The sequence below is a fragment of the Acrocarpospora pleiomorpha genome, from assembly GCF_009687885.1.
GTDB classification, from domain to species: Bacteria; Actinomycetota; Actinomycetes; order Streptosporangiales; family Streptosporangiaceae; genus Acrocarpospora; species Acrocarpospora pleiomorpha.
On record NZ_BLAF01000009.1, the window covers coordinates 243,470 to 263,437 of the forward strand.

The window sequence follows — 19,968 nt, forward strand, 5'->3', positions numbered from 1 at the left end:
GCCAGCACTGGCAGGTTCCCCTGGGAGATCGCTCATACGCGCATGGACCGCCAGTTCGCGCCGTGTTTTGTCGCGGTTGGTGAGAATCGGGAGGTCGTGTGAACGGGCTGTTTGACCCTTGTTCCGTTGCGGTTGTGGGAGCTTCGGATGACTCGGCCAAATGGGGTTACTGGCTGGCCAAGGGTGCGTTGCGTGGGGTCGGTCGTCGAGAGGTGTATCTGATCAATGGTCGGGCCGAGCGGGTTCAAGGCCAGCGTGCCTATCGGCAGCTTTCCGATCTTCCGAAATTTCCGGAATTGGTGGCGATTGTCACGCCGCCCGCTTCGTATGAAGGCGTTGTTGAGGATGCGCTTTCGGTGGGTGCGCGGTATCTCGTTGGTATCACCGCCGGGGTCGACCGTGCCTACCCCGGTGGTCACGCGGCCCTGGCCGCGCGCGTCCGCGCAGCTGGGGCCCGCCTGCTTGGTCCCACCTGTATGGGTGTGTATGACGGTGCCACCGATCTCGCCCTCACCTGGGGTTCGCTGACTCCGGGTCCGATCGGCGTGGTTTCCCAGAGCGGCTCGGTCGGCCTCGAAATCGGCTACCTGGCCACTCGCGCGGGCCTTGGCCTGTCCCGTTTCGTGTCCGTCGGGGCCCAAGCCGACATCACCACCGCGGACCTGCTCGATCCGGTCATCACCGCACCCAATACCCGGGTCGTCATCCTCTACCTGGAAGACCTGTCGCTCGGGCGATCCCTCATCACCCTCGCCGACCAGGCCAGGGCGCTCGGCAAACGTGTCATCCTGCTGGCCGTCGGGGGCTCGGCGGCGGGCGAACGCGCGATCAACTCCCACACCGGCGCCCTCGCTACCCCCGACACGGCGGTGAACGCGCTCTGCGACGCGGCCGGTGTCATCCGCGTCCACACCCCGGCCCAAGCGGTCCACGCCGCCCAGATCTGCCTGGCCGGCCTCTCTTCGACGAAGCCGCGCCTGGCCATGATGGCCGACAGCGGGACGAAGCCGCGCCTGGCCGTGGTGGCCGACAGGGGGACGAAGCCGCGCCTGGCCGTGGTGGCCGATAGCGGCGGGCAGGGTGCGCTGGCGGCCGAGTTCGCCGAGCGCGCGGGACTTGAGGTGCCCGCACTATCCCCGGAGACCATCGAAGTTCTCGCGAAGATGCTCCCGGAGGACGCGGGACTGGCCAACCCCGTCGACCTCGCCGGGGCCGGTGAAGCCGATCTCGGGATATATCCGCGTGTGGCCCAGGCGGTCGCCGCCGAAGTCGACGTGGTCCTTTTAACCGGATATTTCGGGGCCTATGCGGCCGACAGCCCGGCGCTCCGCGACATCGAAGAGGCCGCCGCCCACCACCTTCCCAGCGGCCGATGCCTGGTCCACACCATGCGAACCGACGGCCCCACGACCGACGTACTCCGCCGCAGCGGCATCCCCGTCTTCGACACGATCGACGACCCCATCAACGCCCTCGCCGCGACGTTCCACGCGAACGAGGGAATCCGCCCAGCATCGGACGCGGCACCCAGCGAAGCCCACGGTCCGGCACCCAATGCAGCCACTGGAATCAGTCCGGTACATCAGGAACCCGCTGACGGTGGTTTGGCGCGCAGGGGAATCACTGGGGTCGGTCCGGTACGTCGGGAACCTCCTTACGGTGGTTTGGCACCCGAGAGAGCCGCTGGCATCGGTCCTGAGCAGCAGGAGCTTGCTGACGGCGGTTTGGCGCGCGGGGGAGCCATTGGCACCGGCCCGGCACGTCAGGGACTTGCTGACGATGGTTTGGTGCGTATGGGAGCCGTTGACATGGGTCCGGCGCCCAGCGGGAGCGCTGATGTTGGGTCGGCCGGTTGGGTCGGCCGTATTCGGGCGGATCTGGTCGCCAGAGGTGTGGTGTTTCCCGAAGGGGGGTTCGCCGCCACCGCCGACGAAGCCGCGCGGTTGGCGGCTCGGCTTGGTGGGGCGGTGGTGCTCAAGGCTGTTGGGCCTGTGCACAAGACCGAGGTGGGTGGGGTCGTGCTGGGGCTTACGTCGGCGGGAGCCGTGCGCGAGCGGGCTGAGGAGATGGGTGGAAGGTTGGATCTGGATGGGTTTTGGGTGGAGCGGCAGGTGGGGGGAGGGGTGGAGCTGATTGTCGGGGCGTACCGGGATCGGGAGGTGGGGGTGATGGTCACGGTTGGGAGTGGGGGAGTGTTGGCCGAATTGGTTGCCGATACGGCGACGGCGCTGGGGCCGGTCGATCATGAGGGTGCGTTGCGGCTGATCGGGCGGACGAAGGCGGCCTGGATGCTGGACGGCTGGCGGGGTGCGCCGCCGTGCGATCGGGACGCGGTCGCGCGGGTGGTGGTGGCGGTGGGGCAGGTGCTCGCGGACCGTCCCGAGCTTGCCGGAGTGGAACTCAATCCGCTCCTGGCAAGGCCAGGGGACAGCTTTGCCCTTGATCTTCTTGCAACACTCCGCGACCCGTAAAGGGGCGGCTGGAAGCGGTGATTCGCGCTAATCTCGACCCCGGGCCGCGCCACCCCCATAGTCTCTGCGCCTTGCTTATATGCCTGAGGCCAGGCTGCGCCTAGTCTGAATTCAACCCGGTAAAGCCTGGAGTCGCTTGTGCCAGAGATTTGCGACGTCGCCATCATCGGTGGCGGAGTGATCGGCAGTGCGATCGCCTACGACCTCAGCTCTGAGGGCCGCAGTGTGATCCTCGTGGACGCTGCGGAGGACCTAGGCCTCGGCGCCTCCGACGCGGCCATGGGTGGCATTCTCACCCAGACCGAGACCGCCTGCCTGGGACCGCTGAGCAGTGTCATCCGCCGCAGCCGTGACCTCTACGAGCCATGGCTGGGCCGGCTGAAGAAGGAGTCCGGCGTCGAGGTGAACGTGCTCGGCGGCGGCGACATCCAGGTCGCGTTGGACCGCCAGGAGATGGACCGGCTGATCAGTGAGGTGCTGCCGCGCTGGGTTCAGGCGCCGTTCGAGGTCCGCCAGCTCACCGCCGCCGAGGCGCGGGACCTGGAGCCGCTGCTGAGCGACCGGGTGGTGGGCGCGTTCCTGCTGCACGAGGAGCTCGCGCTGGACCCGCGCGAGCTGATGGTCGCGCTGCGCCGCGCGATCGGCCGTTCCTCGGTGACGCTCAAGCTGAACACCCGCGCGATCCGGGTCGACTCGGGTCCGAATGCCGCCGAGGTGGTGCTGGCCGACGGCTCGGTGATCCAGGCGGGCACCGTCGTGGTCGCCGCCGGATACCTGAGCGGCAGGCTGCTGCCCAAGCTCGCCGACCTGATCTTCCCGATCAAGGGCGAGGCGTTCGACCTGCGCCCGCCGGGCGTCACCGGCTACCCGCTCGACCACCACGTCTTCGCCGAGATCGACTGCGGCGACGAGCGCGGCTACCCCTACCTGGTGCCCCGCCACGACGGCCGGGTCGCCGTCGGCGTCACGTACGAGGAGAACGTCTTCGACGATACGCCCACCGCCAAGGGACTGCGCGACATCCGCTCCTGGACCAGCACGGTGATGCCGGCCACCGCCGACTGGTCGCTGGAACGGCACTGGGCGGGGCTGCGCCCGGCCAGCCCGGACCACGTCCCGATCATCGGCTACGTGGACGAGCACCAGCGCCTGCTCGCCGCGACCGGACACTCCGGCCTCGGCGTGACGCTGGCCCCGGTGACGGCGGAGATGGTGGCCGACCTGATCCACGGCCGGACCGCCGACCCCGAGTTCCAGGAGCGGATGAGGATCTGCAGCCCCGACCGGGATTTCACCGATCCAGCGCTTTCGCCAGCTCCCACAACTCTCTGAACCGCTCGATCCGCTGCCGCACCCGCGGCCGCTCCAGGATCAGCAGGGTGCGTACGAACGTGTGGGTGACCAGCTCACCCACCGACAGCGTGTTGGACGCCATGATCTCGTAGCTGACCACGCCGTCGAAGACGATGAAGTCGTCCACGCCGAGCGCCGAGGTGAGCTGGCTCGCGGTGAGCACCCGCACGTCCACGCCCGCCGCGACATGCATCCTGCTGATCTGCTGAAATGTCTCCGATTGCACGCGCTCGGGGGAGTCGACGTAGAAGATGCGGCGGATCGTGACCCCGGCCTTGGCGCGCTCCCGCTGGATCTCCAGGTAGCGCTGCCCGGCGTCGGTGATCCAGAACCCGCCGTCGAACTCGCCCGGGCCCTGGTCCACCACGGCCAGGCTGAGCGCGTCGATGCTGTGCTCCACGTTCCTGGCCAGGCCGAGCAGCCAGTCCCGGTCCTCGCCCTCATAGGTGACGTCGCCCTCGCCCAGCTCGCGCAGCAGGGTGGAGATGCGCTCGATCTCGGTCTGCGCGAACTTCTGGATCAGCGGCGGCATGTCCTTGTCCACCCCGGTGGCGTTGCGCACCAGCTGCGTCACCAGGTCGATCTGCACCGCCGACGCCTCCACCAGGCCGAACAGCTCGGTCGCCTCATCGATCCTGGACAGCCCTTCACGTAATTCCTGCCGGACGGCGTCGTTCTGTTTCTCCACCGCGATCAGATGCTGCGCGACGAACGCCGCCGACGCCGCGAACAACGAGATGAGGATGCTCCACATGTCGTTGACGCCGAGACCCCCACCCTGGAACAGCTCGGAAACGCCCCAGACGATGCCGCCGAAGACGAAGCTGATGAGGATCTTCACGAACGAGGGGTTGAGCGAATCTACATCGAACTTCGACTTCCGGTCGGCCATATATCATCCGTTTGTCTCGCGCAGGAGGGCCAGAGTGTTGACCGCGAGCTGGTCGCGGATTCGGTCGACGAGGGACTGCCACTGCCGGGAGAAACCGGGCGTGCGTTCCAGGCTCTCCCACAGCGCGGCCAGCGACGGGTGGATCCTCGCCCCGGGCATCCACAGATGCAGCAGCGTGTCGACGGCCGGGGCGAGCCGGGCCGACACCTCGGGACGGGAGGCGCCGCCGATGCGGGCCTTCTGGACGATGGTCAACAGGGTGGTCAGCAGCCAGTCGTGCAGCGCGAGATCCTCGCACAGGTCCACGACGGCGGGGGAGAACTCCCCCGGATGGGTGATTTTGAGCGTGCGCTCCTGGCCTTCGCCGAGCGTGAAGTGCACGCCGGGCTCGCCGGTCTCGGCCACCCAGCGCAGCCGGGTCCGGTTGCTGCGGAACGGCGCCCGCAGATCCAGCACCGGCGACTCCTGGACCACGTCCATGAACCGGTCGCTGACCGAGCCCAGGTCCAGGTGCTCGCCGGCCGCGCCGAAGGCCAGGAACCCGTCGGCCACGTCGGGCCCGGACACCTTGCCCAGCACCTCGACCACACCGGGCCTGGCCAGGTAGTGGGACCAGGGCAGCCGGTAGTTGACCTCGCCGCGCACCACCCGGACGTACGAGGAGCCCTGCAGCACCCGCCCACCGGTGATCGAGGACCGGGAGACCACCGTGCCGACCCCGCGGATGCGGGCGCGGGAGGCGGACGGCAGCCGGCAGTCCACGCCGGTGAGCAGGTCGGGCGAGACCGCGTACACGATCGGCCGCCGGGACATCCGCACCCGCTCCCCGGCGAGCAGCCCGAGCACCGCCTGGTGATCCCGCTCCTCGATCTCCGCCGAGTTCTGCAGCAGACCGGTACGGACTTCTCCCATGATCAGCATGTCGCCCCCCGACCGAGGATGGCCTAGAGAAATACGTAGGAGATGCGATCGACCAGCTCTTCTTCGAGCCGCAGGTCCTCGTCGGAACTCCGGCTGAGCACCTGCTTGAGGACTTCCTCGTCCACCGAGACCTGGCTGAGAATCGTACGCACAGCCAGCTCCACCTGCAGGAACCGGGTCGACAGAACGGACAGGGTCGTGTACGCGCTGAACGGCGTAGCCGACGAGTTCAACTTCACCACCGGCGGAAGATTGTCCCAGCTCGTGGGAAACCCTCCGTCGACCGCCACCGGCTGCACCGGCAGCTGCCCTTCGTTGCGCAGCAGCCCGAGCCGCAGCAGCTGCCACACCGCGGCCAGGAACGGGCACGACCAGGTGCGCCCCCGGCTGTCGTCGTTCCACAGCTCGACGTCCACGAAGATGGAGTGCCCGCGCTTGGCGTTCTGGGTGGGCGCCTCCCACCGCACCGCCGTCTTCATGGCCTGACCGGAACCGGCGACCGGCGAGCGGGTCCCGTTGGCCAGCCAGCCCGTCTCGTGGGTGGGCGGCCGCCAGCCCCGGGTGCCCGGCGGCGGATCGGGCACCAGCCGGTCCTCCACCAGCTTGGCCAGCTTCACCCCGTCCGCCTCCGCGCACGCCGACTCCCTGGCCAGATAATCGATGACCAGGTCGTTCTCGGCGGCGGCCGTCAGGATCATGGGCACCAGCTCGCTGGGCGTGCTGAACCGGCTGAAGTAGTCGTCGATCAGGAAGCAGGTGCTGATCCTGGCCCGGCCGCCCGGCGTGCGGTTCTGCCAGCTGCGCCGTACGGTCTCCAGCCAGGGGGCGACCGCGGCGAACTGCCGGCGCAGCCGGTCGGGGCCCGCCTGGAAGTCCTCCATGTAGAGGTGGCCGAGCTCCACCGAGACGTGGGACAGCGGTCCCGACTTGATCTGGCGTTCCGCCGTGACTTCGCTGAAGGACGTCACAGGCCCTCCCACGCGGTGTCGTCGACGATCTTCTTGGCCAGGTCGTCGAAGGCGAACACGGTCTCCGGATTGGCGATCTCGGTGCCGGCCACGTCATCGTCGGAGATCAGCTGCTCCCGCCACTGCAGCACCGGGTCGAGCGGGACCTTGCCGAGCATGGTGGTGAGGCCGACGCCGTGCCTGGTGGCCAGCTCGCGCAGCTCCCGGTCGATCTCGTTCAGCCAGGAGCGCTGGGCCGGGCGCAGGTGGGCGAAGTCGCCGGAGCCCAGTTCCAGCACGGCGGTGCGGACGAACCTGATCCGGTCGATCAGCGCGTCCCGGTCGTGGCCGTGCTCCACGCCCACGTCGAGCAGCCCGTGGTCGCCCCGGACCAGGCCGTTGGCGGCGATGATGTGCTGCCGGGTCCAGCGGTGGAAGACCAGCCAGCGGGCGGGGATGCGGGGCAGCTGGGCGGTGGCGGCCAGGGCCAGGTGGGCGGCGAAGGAGCGGCCCGCGCTCAGGTCGACCATGATCAGGTCGAACTGCTCGTGCAGGCCGGCGAACAGCCGGACGCAGCGTTTGAGCATCTCCCCGTCGAAGGTGGCGAACTCGCCGCCGCCCTCGTCGCCGGGGAAGAGCACCATCTGCCCGGCTCCGGCGGGCTTGGCGCGGATCGTGTCGCGGTCCGACTCGGTCCACACGTCGATCCGGGTGGGTTCGGGGATCTCGCCTTCCAGGTAGCGGTGCATGCCGCCCTTGGTGGTGCCGCGGGAGGCGGTGCTGACCCGGAAGATCGCGCCGACCGTGGGGGAGCCGAAGTCGAAGTCCAGATAGCAGACGTCCTGGCCCTGCAGCGCCCGCCGGTAGACGATGTTGCTGCTGGTCACCGACCGTCCGGTGCCACCCTTGTCGGAGATGGCGAACACGAGCATCGTTACATCGCCTCCGAGGCGTTCTCTCGGGCGGCGGCGAGCTGGTCGAGTTCGAGCAGGGCCTGGTTGATCAGGGCCGTCGCGCTGGCCGGGCGCTCACCCATGATCTTCCTGGCCCGGTCCAGCCGGGAGGCGATGGTGGTGATGCTGGAGCCCGCGCCCCGCCGGGCCCGGACCGGCCTGATGACCTGCTCCCGGTTGAGCAGGTGCTCCGCCTCGGCCAGCAGCTCGCCCGCCACGTCGACCAGCTGCTGGCTGCGCAGCGGTGGCTCGCGCGAGGTCAGGGCCATGGTCACCAGGAACTCGACGATGCGCTCGGTGAAGTACCACGACACCTGGTTCTGCTCGTCGTCGACGTCGTCGAAGGCGCCGGCCGGGTTGTCCCACAGGCCCTTGACCTGCTGGTGGGTGAACCGGCGCTGCTGGATGTGGGCCCAGATCTGGTCGGCCAGGGTGTGCAGGCGCTCCCTGGTCCGGTTGCTCTGGGTGATGGTGGCCACCCAGATGGTCCGCTTGAGCAGCGTGATGGCGAAGTCGGCGACCTGCCAGATCAGCTGCGGGCCCAGCTCGTCGCTGCCGAGCAGGGTGACCTTGACGCCGGGGTGGTGCAGCGCGACGGCGCTGAGGTCGTTCTCCACCGGGCGGCGGGTGATGCGGGCGCTTCTGGCCAACTCTTCCAGCACCCCGGCGACCCGGCCGAGGTCGACGTCGCCGGCCCGGGTGCGGACCAGATACTGCACCACCATGGCGGTGACGCCGAGGCTGTAGTAGTCGGATTCCTTGCCGTCGGTGGTCCGCCAGGGGATGTCCTCCAGCGGCCAGCGGTCCTTGCCGAAGGTGGCCACGGTGCGCCAGTAGTTCTGGGTGATGTCCCAGCGGCGCTGCAGGGCGTTGGCCAGCTGCTGCTGGTCGTCGTCGAGCAGGCCGAGCACGCGGGTCCGCTCCGACCACAGGTCCACGACGCCCACCAGGGCGTTGGCGGTGAAGTAGAGGTACGGCACCTCGGGGGCCACGCCCTTGGGCTGGTCCCCGACCTTCAGGTCGGTGATCACCTCGGGCGCGTTCTTGACCACGCCCCAGGCCCAGCCGCATTCGAAGAGCAGGTTGGGGTTGTCCAGGTCCACCTGGGAGCCGGAGCCGATGGTCAGGTCGCGCAGCCCGGCCCGGACCTCCTCCAGGGATTTCTGCAGGTCGTCGTGGACCCGCCGGTCGTGCACCTTGGCCTGGTTGGCGGTGCGCAGCAGCGCCTGGCCCTGCGGCGAGCCCGGCTCGAAGACGTTGATGGTGTAGCTGCGCAGCAGGCCCACCATGGCGGCCGACAGCCGGACGTTGGACCGGGCCTCCAGATCGCTGATCTTCGCGCGGATGTCCTGGCGGGTGACGCTGCGCCGGAACACCTTGAGGAAGCCCAGGGTGCCGAGCATCAGCGTGACGCTCATCGAGTAGGAGTCGACCACGTCCAGCGCGCGCTGCTCGCTGGTGACCTCCTCGCCGGGCTCGTTCGGCAGGAAGTAGCTGTCGCCGCCGAAGAGCGGCCTGCCGTCCTTGTCGGAGTACGTGGTCAGGTACGCGTCGATCAGCGTGAGCAGCCGTTTCGGGATCTCGACGCTGTCCCCGATGGAGGCCAGGGCCTCGAGCACGTCGTCGGAGGTCGCGTCGGGCGTGTCCAGGCGGAACTCGGGCAGTTCCGAGGCTGGATACATGAAGCACAACAATTGCTCGGCGTCGGAGATGGAGTTGGAGCCGTGCCTGCCGCCCCAGCGCCACTCCTTACCTTGGGAGGAGGCCCGGGCGGCGGCTTCCCAGATCTCCAGGAGTTGCTGGCGTGGCTGGAGTTTCACGCGGTCCCCCTGTGCGACGATGCCGCGGCCCCCGGCGACGGCTTTTGCGTTGACATGGAGCGAGTGCCATTGTCGCCCAGCGAATGGGCCACTAACAACGACACTACCCAGGAATTCCGCGGGAGTGGAAAGAGTTCACGAGGTTCTACACTGGCTGCCGACCGGCGTATCCTTTAGACCAGAGGAGGCCGTTCGTCAAATCCGACAAATGCGCTCGAAAGACACATCATGGCCCATACAGGTAAGATTCTTGTCACTGGTTCGGGAATCGACCTGACTCTGTTGCGCCCGCTTGAGGAGGCCGGAAATAGTATTGTCGCCCGGCCGAAACTCCTCTCCGCCGCCGAGCTCAAGGCCGAGCTCCGGGACGCGGTCGCCTATCTGCACGGCGGCGAGGAATACGCCTCCGGCGACGCCCTGAGCACCGCGGAGTCCCTGAAGGTGGTGGCCTTCATGGGCATCGGCTACGAGAGCTTCGTGGACGTGGACGCCGCCAAGGAGCGCGGCCTGCGGGTCACCTGGACGCCCGCGCGGCGGCCCGACGCGGTCGCCGTCTTCACCCTGGGCCAGATCATCTACGCCAACCTCGGCATCCGGAACCGGCTGGACGAGCGCTATCCGCCGCAGTGGTCGGCGGCCGTGCCCATGCCCAGCGAACTGTCCGCGCAGCGCGTCGGCATCGTCGGCCTCGGCTCGATCGGCAGCCGGCTGGCCGGGCTGCTGCTCACGATCGGCTGCGAGGTCTCCTACTACAGCCGGACCAGGAAGCTGGCCGAGACCACCCTCGACCTGACCTACCGCACCCTGCCCGACCTGGCCGCCTGGTCGGACATTCTCGTGGTCCTGCTGCCGGAGAACCCGAGCACGGTGAATATCATTGATACTTCGGTATTCGCCCGGATGAAAGAAGGGTCAATTCTCATCAATACCGCTCGGGCCGCGCTGGTCGAACCGGTGGCGCTGGGAAATGCGCTCCGGGATGGCACGATCGCGGTCGCCGCGATTGACGGGCATTATCGTGATGAATCCGTAAATGCCGCCCTGATGCGGGAGTTCGGGCCCCGGCTGCTGTGGACCGCGCACGTCGCGGCGCACACCCGGCAGTCGATGGCGGCGATGGTGGACCAGGCGGTCCGGTCCGTGCTCCGGGCGCTGGACAACGCGCCGGACGAGAACATGGCGGTCGGCCAGTAAGCCGGGATTTCGGCTTTCCAAAACGGAGATGACCTTGTCGGGTCACGGTCGGGTAAATATACGATGGAGATGAACCAGTCATATTCCTGAGAGGCCCGCTTCGGGTGAGCTATCTGGATTGGGGTGGATGTGACGGCGACGGGGGCGGGCGTACTCGTCGAGGCTCTGTCTCTCCATGGGGTGGAACTCGTCTTCGGCATTCCCGGCACGCACAACGTTCCGATCTACGCGGCGCTGGCCGCGCGGGGCGTGCGGCTGGTCACCCCCCGGCATGAGCAGGGCGCCGGATACGCCGCCGACGGATACGCGCGCAGCACCGGCCGTCCCGGCGTGGTGCTGACCACGACCGGTCCCGGGGCGCTCAACGCGGCGACCGCGCTGGCGCAGGCGTACTCGGACTCGATCCCGCTGCTGCTGATCTCGCCGGGGGTGCCCACCGACCATCCCCGGCTGGGGCGCGGCTACCTGCACGAGACCAAGGACCAGTCGGGGGCGTTCCAGGCACTGTGCGCGTGGAGTCACCGGGTGAGCTCCATCCGGGAGATCCCGGCGGCCGTGGCCAGGGCGTTCGGCTCGTTCGCCGAGGGCCGGCCGCGGCCGGTGCACATCGAGATTCCGTACGATCTGCTCGACGTGGAAGGGCCGGCGAAGCTCGCGGAGCCGTACCGGATCGGGTCGCGGGAGCCCGATCCCGACGCGCTGGACGCGGCGGCGCGGCTGCTGCGGGGGGCCGCGCGGCCGGGGATCGTGCTGGGCGGGGGCGTGCAGCGCCCGCCGGGGCAGGACGCGGGGGCGCTGGCGCTGCGGCTGGCGGAGCGGGCCGGGGCGCGGATCCTCACCACGGCCAACGGCAAGGGCGTGGTGCCGGAGAGCCATCCGCTCGTGCTCGGCGCGATGCTGCACCTGGCCGGGGCCCGGCGGTGGCTGGCCGACTGCGACGTGGTGCTGGCCGTGGGCACCGAGCTGGGCCCGTCCGACCTGTGGGTCGAGGACTTCGCCCTGACGGGTCGGCTGATCCGGGTGGACATCGACCCCGGCCAGATGTACGGCGATCACGTGGCCGACGTGCCCGTGGTGGCCGACGCGGCGCTCGCGCTGCGCGGGCTGCTCGATCGGGTCGGCCCGCACGAGGGCGCCCGCGCCCCGGCCCCCGACCTGGCGAGGGAGCTGACCGGGCTGGCCGGACGCTGGGAGGTCACCCTGGAGGCGCTCGGCCGGGCGCTGCCGCCGGACGCCATCGTGGTCGGCGACAACTCGATGATCGTCTACCACGGCGCGCTGCTCAGCCTGGCCCTCGATCCTCCCGCGCGGCTGCTGTTCCCCTCGGGTTACGGCACGCTCGGTTACGCGCTGCCCGCCGCCATCGGCGCCAAGCTGGGCTGCCCCGACCGCCCGGCCGTCGTGCTGACCGGCGACGGCGCCCTCCAGTTCTGCGTGCAGGACCTGGCCACCGCCGTGGACGAGAAGCTGAGCCTGCCCATCGTGGTGTCCGACAACGGGGGCTTCGGCGAGATCCGCGAGGAGATGCTCCGCCGGGACATGACCCCGGTGGCCGTGGACCTGCCCGGGCCCGACCTGCTCCAGCTCGCCGCCGCATACGGCATCGCCGCCTGCCGCGCCGACACCCCGGAAGAGCTCTTCAAAGCCCTGGTGGCCGCCCTGGAACACCCGCTCCCCACGCTGATCGTGGTCCGCGAGTCATGACAGCTGGTCGGGCTCCAGGCCGAGCTCGGTGGCGGCCGCGATCCGCACCAGCTCGAAGAGCCGGGCCCGGGTGAGCATTCGCTTGTGCACGGTGACCTGCACGGTCAGCCCGTCGATCAGCGACATCAGCCGCCAGGCCGCGCCCTCAGGATCGGGGCACTTGAAGACGCCCTCGTCCGCCCCCGCCCGCAGGATCGAGGCGAGCGCGTCCTTCCAGCGCAGGTCCAGCGCCCGGGACACATCCTCCAGGGCCTGGTTGCGCATCGACTCCGACCACGCGTCGATCCACAGCGCCCAGGACTTGGACTTCCCGGCGGGGGAGTAGAGCTTGAGCATCGCCCGGAGCTTGTCCATCGGGCCGCCCGCCGACTCCAGCAGGGCGGCCAGGTTGTCGAGGTCGCGTTCCGCGGCGTAGCCGAACGCCTGGGCGAAGAGCTTGTCCTTGGTCTCGAAGTGGTAGAAGAGCAGCGCCTGGCTCACCCCGGCCGCCTGGGCGATGTCGACCGTGCGCGTGTGCCCGAAACCCTGCGCCGCGATCACCTCGCACGCCACGCGGAGCAGGTCCTCCCGGCGCATGCGGCTCATTCCCCGTCCCACAACGAAACCCTAGCGCGCTATCGGGATACGCAACACGAATCGGGCGCCGCTGTCGCTGTCCTCGATGGTGAGGGTGCCGCCGTGGGTCTCGGCGATCTGCCGGGCGATGGACAGGCCGAGGCCGGTGCCCCCGGCGTCGCGGCTGCGGGCCGCGTCCAGGCGGGTGAACCGCTGGAACACCATCTCCCGCTTGTCCGGCGCGATCCCGGCGCCGTCGTCGACCACCTCGAGCACGGCGATCCCGTCGCGGCGGAACACGCGGATGGTGACCTCGGTGTTGGCGTGCCGCTCGGCGTTGTCCACCAGGTTGGTGATCAGCCGGCACAGCCGGAGCCGGTCGCCGCGCACCATCACGTGCTCGTCCAGGTCCTTGATCAGCTTCACCCGGCGCCGCCGCCGGTCCAGTTCGGCCGCGGTCAGCCGGCCCAGATTGATCGGGTCGCGGCGGCCCGGCGCCCGCGCGTCCAGCCTGGCCACCTGGAGCAGGTCGGTGACCAGCGCCTGCAGCCGGTCCAGGCTGACCAGCAGCGCCTCCCCGACCTCGGGCCAGTCGGCGTCCTCGGGGTGCAGCAGCGCGCCCTCGATCTCGGCCCGCATCGCGGTCAGCGGGCTGCGCAGGTCGTGCGAGGCGTCGGAGGCGAACCGGCGCTGCTGCTCGACGGCCCCCTCCAGCCGGTCCAGCGTCTGGTTGGCCGTCACGGCCATGCGCCGGACCTCGTCCCTGAACTTGGGCACCGGCACCCGGTGGCCGAGGTCGGAGGCGGTGATGTTGGAGAGTTCCGCGCTGATCGCGTCCACCGGGGCTAGGGCGCGGCCGATCGTCCAGGCGGCGCCGTACCCGGTGATGGCCAGCACGAGCAGGCTGCCGCCGATGAGGGCGGCGAGCAGCCAGGGATCCACATACCAGGGCACGGTGGGGTCGGCCGCGTAGATGATCCAGTCGCCGTCGGGCTGGTAGACGCGGAAGGCGATGATGATCATGCAGGTGTCGGGGAAGTCGGGGCTGTCGCAGACCAGCTGGTCGGACCGGACGATGGACTCGTCGGGCAGGAAGACCGCCATCGGCGGCCGGTTGAGGAGGTTGGGGGTGGACGCCCCGACTTTTCCGTTGGGCTTGATGACCTGGACGGCGGTGACGCCCTGGTCGGGGATGACGCCGTCGAGCACGTCCCGCTTGATCAGGTGCACGGTCTTCAGGGCGGCCCTGACGACCCGGTTGGTCTGGTAGTTGTACGCGAGATCCCGCACCCCGATGAGGGCGCTGATGGTGACGGCACAGCAGATCAGCGCCATGACGGCGCACGCGATCAGTGTCAGCCGGGCCCTCACCGACCAGCTGTGCCATCTGCTCAACCGATCCCCCCTGAGAGTCAGGTGATCACAGGTCGCGGTCCGATGCACACTCACGGGAGTCAAAAAAGGGCAAACGTGCCGTCTAGAGCAACGCTCAAGCGCTGGTTAGGGTAAGTAAGCACTGATTAGAGCGGAAATGGATCTTGCCGAACCCTGCGGACTCCTGGAGCTCTGATGTTTGATTTCAGCCAGACGCCCAGCTTCTACGCGATCGCCCGCGCGCATCCGGAACGCCGGGCGGTGGTGGACGCGGACGGTTCTGAGACGTCCTTCGGTGAGTTGCTGGCCCAGGTCAACGCGGTTTCCCATGGCCTGCGCGCCCGGGGTCTCGCGGTCGGCGACGTGGTGGCGGGCGTGCTGCCGAACGGTCTGGACGCGGTGATCATGCTGCTGGCGACCGCGCAGATCGGGCTTTACTACGTCCCGATCAACTGGCACCTCACGACCCCCGAGATCGACTACATCCGGTCCGACTGCGACGCCAGAATCGTCGTGTACGGCCCCGCGGACGTCACCGCCCTCGCCAACGGCCAGATCACGAAAAATCCGGACGATCGCACCAATGGGACGGTCATGTGGTACACCTCCGGGACCACGGGCTTCCCGAAGGGCGTGCAGCGGCCCCTCACCGGCAAGACCCCCGAGGAGATCATGCCGCTCTACGCCTGGTTCCTCGGCGAGGTCTGTGATCTCCAGCCGGGGGACGCGGTGCACCTGGTGACCTCGCCCATGTACCACTCCGCGCCCTGCGCCCACGTGATCTTCGCGCTCAACATGGGCCACACCGTCGTCATCGCGCCCCGCTTCGAGCCCGGCACCATCCTGGACCTGATCGACCGCTATCAGGTGGACAACGCCATGATGGTCCCGACCATGTTCCACCGCATGCTCCACCTCCCTCCCGAAGTCCGGAAAAATCATGATCTGTCCAGCTTGCGGCAGGTGATACACACCGGCGCGGCCTGCCCCATCGCGGTCAAGAAGGCGATCATGGACTGGTGGGGCCCGGTCCTGTACGAGTACTACGGCTCCACCGAGTCCGCCATCGCGTTCGCCGTCAAACCCCAGGAGTGGCTGGCCAGACCCGGCACGGTCGGCCGCGCGGCCCCCACCTTCGAGGCGAAGGTCCTGGACGACAACGGCGACGAGGTCCCCCGCGGCGAGCCCGGACTCCTCTACGTCAAGTCCATCCTGGGGTCCTTCCAGTACCGCAAGGACCCCGCCAAGACCGCCGCCAGCATGCGCGGCGACTGGTACGCCCCCGGCGACATCGCCTCGATGGACGAGGACGGTTACCTGTTCATCCGCGACCGCAGAACCGACCTGATCATCTCCGGCGGCGTCAACATCTACCCGGCCGAGATCGAAGCCGCCCTGCTGGAGCACCCGGCGGTCGCCGACGTCGCGGTCATCGGCGTCCCCGACGAGGAATGGGGCCACCGCGTGGTCGCCCTGGTCCTGCCCGCCCGCGAGGTGACCCAGGACGAGCTGCTCGACCACCTGCGCCCCCGGCTGGCCCGCTTCAAGCACCCCCGCGTCATCGAGTTCCGCGCCGAGCTGCCCAGGACCCCGACCGGCAAGCTCTCCCGCTCGAAGGTCAGAGCCGACTACCTAGCTGGGCAGCCACTCGACTGACGTGGTGATCGCGTCCAGCACGTGCCCGAGCGGCTCCACCCCGATGCCGGGCCCGGTCGGCACGTCCAGATGCCCGTCCCGCAGCTCGAACGGCGGCGTGATATCGGTGGCGTAGTACCGCCGCGAGGCCGAGGTGTCCCCCGGCAGCGTGAAGCCGGGCAGCGCGGCCAGCGCCACGTTGGCCGCCCGGCCGATGCCGGTCTCCAGCATGCCGCCGCACCATACCGCGATCCCGTGGGCCCGGCACAGGTCGTGGATGCGGCGCGCCTCCAGGTAGCCGCCCACTCGGCCCGGCTTGATGTTCACGATCGAGCACGCGCCCAGCGAGATCGCGGCGGCGGCGTGCGCGGCCGACTCGATCGACTCGTCCAGGCAGATCGGCGTCGCCAGCCGTTTGGCCAGCGCGGCGTGCTGCACCAGGTCGTCGTCGGCCAGCGGCTGCTCGATCAGCAGCAGCTCGAACGGGTCCAGCCGGGCCAGCTGCGGCGCGTCCAGCAGCGAGTAGGCGGCGTTCGCGTCCACCTGCAGCGGGATGTCGCCGAACCGCTCCCGGACCGCGCGGACCGGCTCCACGTCCCAGCCCGGCTCGATCTTCAGCTTGATCCGCACGTAACCTTCGGCCAGGTAGCCGTCCACCACGCCGAGCAGCTCCGGGATGGAGTCCATGATCCCGACCGAGACGCCGCACGGCACCCGGACGGCCGACGCGCCCAGGAACGCCGCGAACGACTCCCCGGCCGCGCGCAGCTGCGCGTCCAGCACGGCGGTCTCCAGCGCGGCCTTGGCCATCCGGTGGCCCTTGATCGGTTCCAGCACCCGGCCCACCGCGTACGCGTCGACGTGCGGCCGGGCGGTCAGGGCGGGCACCATGAAACGGCGCATCACGTCGGCCGCTCCGTCCGCGTACTCCGACGAGTAGAGCGGCTCGGCCATCGCCACGCACTCCGCCCAGCCCTCCGCCTCCGGCGTGACCACCCGCACCAGCAGGACCTCGCGCGCGTGCTCGGTCCCGAACGACGTGCGGAACGGCGCCACCAGCGGCATCGCGATCCGCCGCAGCTCCACCCCGGTGATCTTCATAAACGCTCCACCACGTAGCCCCCGCGCGCGAACCCGGTCACCGTCGCGCCCTCGTCCATCATCCCGCCCAGCACATCCCGGACGGCCAGCCGCCACGCCTTGGCCGCGCCCGGATCGGCCCGCCGGACCGCCTCGATGTCCTCCGGCAATTCCACCAGCACCACCCGCTCCGCCGCGACCCGGGCCACCGGTCTCCCCTCCACCGCGATCAGCCCCCGGCACGCGCTCTCCGGCACGTCCGGCTGGTACGGCCGGCCCGACGCCGCCGTCAGCGCCTGCGGCGAGGTCAGCCGCCACACCGCCAGCACCCGGTCGGACTCGTCCCCGGCGTTCACCTCGTCGGCCATCGGGCCGTAGAACTCGCGCAGGTACTCCTCCGGCCTGGCCCCGAGCTTGGCCAGGTTGAAGTAGGCGTTGCGCCGGACGAGGGGGTCGAAGGTCCAGGTCACCGTGGTGAGGCCGCGGGCCAGGGCCCAGGCGCGCTGGTGCAGTTTGAGGGCGTAGCCGGCGCCCTTCTTGACCGCGCCGGTGACGTGCGAGTGCAGGGACTCGCCGATGGGGGTGGACAGGAACGCCACGGACGCGCCGACCAGGTCGTCGCCGTCGAACGCGCCGGCGACGTAGTTCCCGGCGTGGGAGAGGGCGCGCATCATCTCCACGCTGACGGGCGCGTTCAGCGGGTCGGGGTGCCAGATGTCGTCGTACAAGTGAAAAACGCGGTCGAAGTCGGAAATTTCCTGAAGTTCGCGGAGTTCGACGCCCGCCTTCCGGGCCGCCGCGGCCTCGGGCGTCATCGGGCCAGCACCGACTCGGTCAGGGCCGTCAGCAGGCGGGCGCGTTCCGGCAGGCGGTTCACCAGGACGTGCTCGTCGGCCGCGTGCGCGCCGCCGCCGATCGCGCCGAGCCCGTCCAGGGTCGGGCAGCCGACACCGGCGGTGAAGTTGCCGTCCGAGCCGCCGCCCACCGAGACGCCCGTCAGCGGCGGCAGGCCGAGCTCGGCCGCGAGGTGGACCGCTCGCGCGAACAGATCCACGGAGGAGGTGGCGTCGAGCGGGGGACGGTTCGGGCCGCCCAGGAGCTCCAGGCTCGCGCCGGGGGTTCGCGGGGTGAGCGCGCGCATGAGCTCGTCCACCCGGATCTGGGAGGCCAGGTCGGGCACCCGGACGTCCACCGCCACCCGGGCCAGGGCCGGGATCGTGTTGGTGCTGGTCCCGGCCGAGGCCAGGGTCGGGGTCACCGACAGCAGGCCCGCCTGGGAGGACGACTCGACCGCGCTGGCGATCTCGGTGATGGCCAGGATCTGGTGGGCCAGCTCGACCCCGGCGTTGACGCCCTTCTCCGGTTCGAGACCGGCGTGGGCGGCCCGGCCGTGCACGAGCAGCTCGTACCGCGAAATGCCCTTACGGGCGATCTTGAGGGCGCCGTCCTCGCCGCCCGCCTCGGTCACGAACGTGGCCGCCAGGCCGCGGGCGGTGGCCTCGATCAGCGGCTGCGAGGTGGGCGAGCCGAGCTCCTCGTCGCCCACGATCAGCACGGCGACCCCCTCCAGGGAGGGCAGGGCGGCCAGCGCGTGGAAGATCAGCACCAGCCCGGCCTTCATGTCGAACACGCCGGGGCCCCGGGCGACGCCGTCGGTCACGCTCCACGGGATCCGGTGGATCGTGCCCGTCGGCCAGACGGTGTCGTGGTGGCCGAGCAGCAGGACCTTCGGCTCGCCGAACACCCAGCGCAGGTGCGGCACACCGTCGATCACCAGGGTCTCCGGCGCCACGCCGAGCGAGCGGCGGCCGACCTCCGCGACCGTCTTGGCGCTGCGGGCCAGCGCCTCGTGATCGCTGGAGAACGACTCGCAGCAGACCAGCTCGGCCAGATCGGCGAGGATCGCGGCCAGCTCGGGTGAATCCGTTCTCACCGGCCCACCCCGAGTTCGGCCAGGAAGAGGCGGTGCAGGTTGCCACCGACGATCTTGCGGATCTCCTCCTCGGCGAAGCCGTGCTTGGCCAGCGCCTCGGTCACCAGGGGCAGGCCGCGCGGGCCGTCCAGGTCGGGGATGCACGCGTCCACGTCCAGGCCGCTGAAGCCGGCGGTTTCGCAGCAGGGCGGGGTGAGGTCGGAGAGGACCTCGCGGATGAAGTCGGGGCCCAGGCCGACGTGGTCGATGCCGGCGATGGACACGACATGCTCGATGTGGTCCACCAGGTGGTCGATGGTGACGGTTCTGGCCTCCGCCGCCAGGAAGGCCGCCAGGAAGTTGACGCAGACGACACCCCCGGTCGCGGCGATGCCGCGCAGCTGGTCGTCGGTGAGGTTGCGGTGGTGGTCGCGCAGGGCGCGGGCGGAGGAGTGGGTGGCCAGCACGGGCCGGGCGGCCAGTTCGAGCACGTGCCCGACGCCCGCGGCGCCGAGGTGGGAGACGTCGAAGAGGATCCCGAGCCGCTCCATGGCCTTGAGGGTTTCGACGCCGTGGCTGGTCAGGCGGGATCCGGTGGCGTCCTGGCCGCTGCCGTCGGCGAGGGGAGTACGGTTCCAGTGGGCGATCGAGGCGACCCGGACGCCCAGCCGGTGCAGCGTCGGGACCAGTTCCACGCTGGCGTCCAGGCCCGGCATGCTCTCCATGGCCAGAACCAGGGCGATCCGGCCGTCGGCCAGGGCCTGGTCGATCTGGGGGCCGTCGACGCAGAGCCGTACCGCGTCGGGGTTGCCCTCGGCGAGGGTGTGCGCGCATTCGATCATGCGCAGGGTCTGCCGGAGCGCGCCCTCCGGGCGATACTGCTCGTCGATGAACACCGGCAGGACCTGCAGGTTCACGCCGCCCTCGGTCAGCTGGGGGAGCCAGCGTTCGCGGAAGAACGAGGCCCACAGCTCCGGCGGCCGGGCCGACACGGCCATCAGCAGGTCGTTGTGCGCGTCCGCGACGACGGCGTCGCGATGCAGGTCAGCAGGCACCTGAACTCCTCACGGGATCGTGTAACCGGACGTTACCCCGCCGGGAGCGATCGGGCGAAGGCGTCCGCCGGACGTCGCGCGTCCGCATTCCCGGTACCCTCC

The 19,968-nt window shown here is 69.9% G+C and carries 16 protein-coding genes; 5 read left to right on the forward strand and 11 right to left on the reverse strand.

Going from position 1 to position 19,968, the window contains the following annotated elements:
- Positions 1-98 precede the first annotated feature (98 nt).
- Complete coding sequence (locus tag Aple_RS09400; protein WP_155344109.1) at positions 99-2,471, forward strand: acetate--CoA ligase family protein; 2,373 nt, start codon at positions 99-101, stop codon at positions 2,469-2,471.
- Positions 2,472-2,609: 138 nt separating this feature from the next.
- The gene (locus Aple_RS09405; RefSeq protein ID WP_170321371.1) at positions 2,610-3,803 is read left to right on the forward strand and encodes an NAD(P)/FAD-dependent oxidoreductase; all 1,194 of its coding nucleotides are present in this window, start codon (positions 2,610-2,612) and stop codon (positions 3,801-3,803) included.
- Here Aple_RS09405 and Aple_RS09410 read toward each other — a convergent pair.
- The 5 genes from Aple_RS09410 to Aple_RS09430 are packed head-to-tail and all read right to left on the reverse strand — an operon-like array spanning position 3,763 to position 9,357.
- A complete protein-coding gene (locus Aple_RS09410) occupies positions 3,763-4,716 on the reverse strand; it encodes a DUF6879 family protein (RefSeq protein WP_155344111.1) in 954 nt (317 codons plus the stop codon). The two genes, Aple_RS09405 and Aple_RS09410, sit on opposite strands and share 41 nt — an antisense overlap.
- A 3-nt stretch (positions 4,717-4,719) precedes the next feature.
- A complete protein-coding gene (locus Aple_RS09415) occupies positions 4,720-5,637 on the reverse strand; it encodes an SCO2521 family protein (RefSeq protein ID WP_155344112.1) in 918 nt (305 codons plus the stop codon).
- Positions 5,638-5,660: 23 nt separating this feature from the next.
- The gene (locus Aple_RS09420; protein ID WP_155344113.1) at positions 5,661-6,605 is read right to left on the reverse strand and encodes an SCO2522 family protein; all 945 of its coding nucleotides are present in this window, start codon (positions 6,603-6,605) and stop codon (positions 5,661-5,663) included.
- A complete protein-coding gene (locus Aple_RS09425; protein WP_155344114.1) occupies positions 6,602-7,516 on the reverse strand; it encodes an SCO2523 family variant P-loop protein in 915 nt (304 codons plus the stop codon). Before Aple_RS09425 ends, Aple_RS09420 begins: the two co-directional genes overlap by 4 nt.
- 2 nt (positions 7,517-7,518) lie before the next feature.
- Positions 7,519-9,357, reverse strand: a complete 1,839-nt coding sequence (locus tag Aple_RS09430) for an SCO2524 family protein (RefSeq protein ID WP_155344115.1) — start codon at positions 9,355-9,357, stop codon at positions 7,519-7,521.
- 228 nt (positions 9,358-9,585) lie between these two features.
- Between Aple_RS09430 and Aple_RS09435 the strand changes: the two genes are divergently transcribed.
- Positions 9,586-10,551: a 2-hydroxyacid dehydrogenase gene (locus tag Aple_RS09435; protein WP_155344116.1), complete on the forward strand. Its 966-nt coding sequence runs from the start codon at positions 9,586-9,588 to the stop codon at positions 10,549-10,551.
- 129 nt (positions 10,552-10,680) lie between these two features.
- A complete protein-coding gene (locus Aple_RS09440; RefSeq protein ID WP_155344117.1) occupies positions 10,681-12,255 on the forward strand; it encodes a thiamine pyrophosphate-binding protein in 1,575 nt (524 codons plus the stop codon).
- On the opposite strand, the gene Aple_RS09445 is transcribed toward Aple_RS09440, so the two are convergent.
- Positions 12,250-12,840, reverse strand: a complete 591-nt coding sequence (locus Aple_RS09445; protein WP_246264294.1) for a TetR/AcrR family transcriptional regulator — start codon at positions 12,838-12,840, stop codon at positions 12,250-12,252. The genes Aple_RS09440 and Aple_RS09445 overlap by 6 nt on opposite strands.
- Before the next feature lie 21 nt (positions 12,841-12,861).
- Entirely contained in the window at positions 12,862-14,205 is a 1,344-nt protein-coding gene (locus Aple_RS09450) for a sensor histidine kinase (RefSeq protein WP_246264295.1), read from the reverse strand.
- Positions 14,206-14,379: 174 nt separating this feature from the next.
- Here Aple_RS09450 and Aple_RS09455 point away from each other — a divergent pair, with 174 nt between their 5' ends.
- On the forward strand, positions 14,380-15,840 hold the full coding sequence (locus Aple_RS09455; RefSeq protein WP_155344118.1) for an AMP-binding protein: 1,461 nt from the start codon (positions 14,380-14,382) through the stop codon (positions 15,838-15,840).
- Here the strand turns inward: Aple_RS09455 and menC are convergent.
- Genes menC through Aple_RS09475 form a run of 4 tightly spaced genes read right to left on the reverse strand, consistent with a single transcriptional unit; the run spans position 15,817 to position 19,866 of the window.
- Positions 15,817-16,920, reverse strand: coding sequence for an o-succinylbenzoate synthase (gene menC, locus Aple_RS09460; RefSeq protein WP_155344119.1), 1,104 nt, complete (start codon positions 16,918-16,920; stop codon positions 15,817-15,819). The two genes, Aple_RS09455 and menC, sit on opposite strands and share 24 nt — an antisense overlap.
- Positions 16,917-17,714: a GNAT family N-acetyltransferase gene (locus Aple_RS09465; RefSeq protein WP_155344120.1), complete on the reverse strand. Its 798-nt coding sequence runs from the start codon at positions 17,712-17,714 to the stop codon at positions 16,917-16,919. Before Aple_RS09465 ends, menC begins: the two co-directional genes overlap by 4 nt.
- Positions 17,711-18,832, reverse strand: coding sequence for a M20/M25/M40 family metallo-hydrolase (locus tag Aple_RS09470; RefSeq protein ID WP_246264297.1), 1,122 nt, complete (start codon positions 18,830-18,832; stop codon positions 17,711-17,713). Before Aple_RS09470 ends, Aple_RS09465 begins: the two co-directional genes overlap by 4 nt.
- Positions 18,829-19,866: a dipeptidase gene (locus Aple_RS09475; protein WP_155344121.1), complete on the reverse strand. Its 1,038-nt coding sequence runs from the start codon at positions 19,864-19,866 to the stop codon at positions 18,829-18,831. Before Aple_RS09475 ends, Aple_RS09470 begins: the two co-directional genes overlap by 4 nt.
- Between the last annotated feature and the right edge of the window lie 102 nt (positions 19,867-19,968).

Bases quoted from the DNA above. Each gene is read 5' to 3' on its own strand.
- Aple_RS09425 (WP_155344114.1), bottom strand. From the start codon at position 7,516: ATGCTCGTGTTCGCCATCTCCGACAAGGGTGGCACCGGACGGTCGGTG.
- Aple_RS09415 (WP_155344112.1), bottom strand. From the start codon at position 5,637: ATGCTGATCATGGGAGAAGTCCGTACCGGTCTGCTGCAGAACTCGGCG.
- Aple_RS09455 (WP_155344118.1), top strand. From the start codon at position 14,380: ATGTTTGATTTCAGCCAGACGCCCAGCTTCTACGCGATCGCCCGCGCG.
- Aple_RS09465 (WP_155344120.1), bottom strand. From the start codon at position 17,714: ATGACGCCCGAGGCCGCGGCGGCCCGGAAGGCGGGCGTCGAACTCCGC.
- Aple_RS09445 (WP_246264294.1), bottom strand. From the start codon at position 12,840: ATGAGCCGCATGCGCCGGGAGGACCTGCTCCGCGTGGCGTGCGAGGTG.
- menC (WP_155344119.1), bottom strand. From the start codon at position 16,920: ATGAAGATCACCGGGGTGGAGCTGCGGCGGATCGCGATGCCGCTGGTG.
- Aple_RS09410 (WP_155344111.1), bottom strand. From the start codon at position 4,716: ATGGCCGACCGGAAGTCGAAGTTCGATGTAGATTCGCTCAACCCCTCG.
- Aple_RS09435 (WP_155344116.1), top strand. From the start codon at position 9,586: ATGGCCCATACAGGTAAGATTCTTGTCACTGGTTCGGGAATCGACCTG.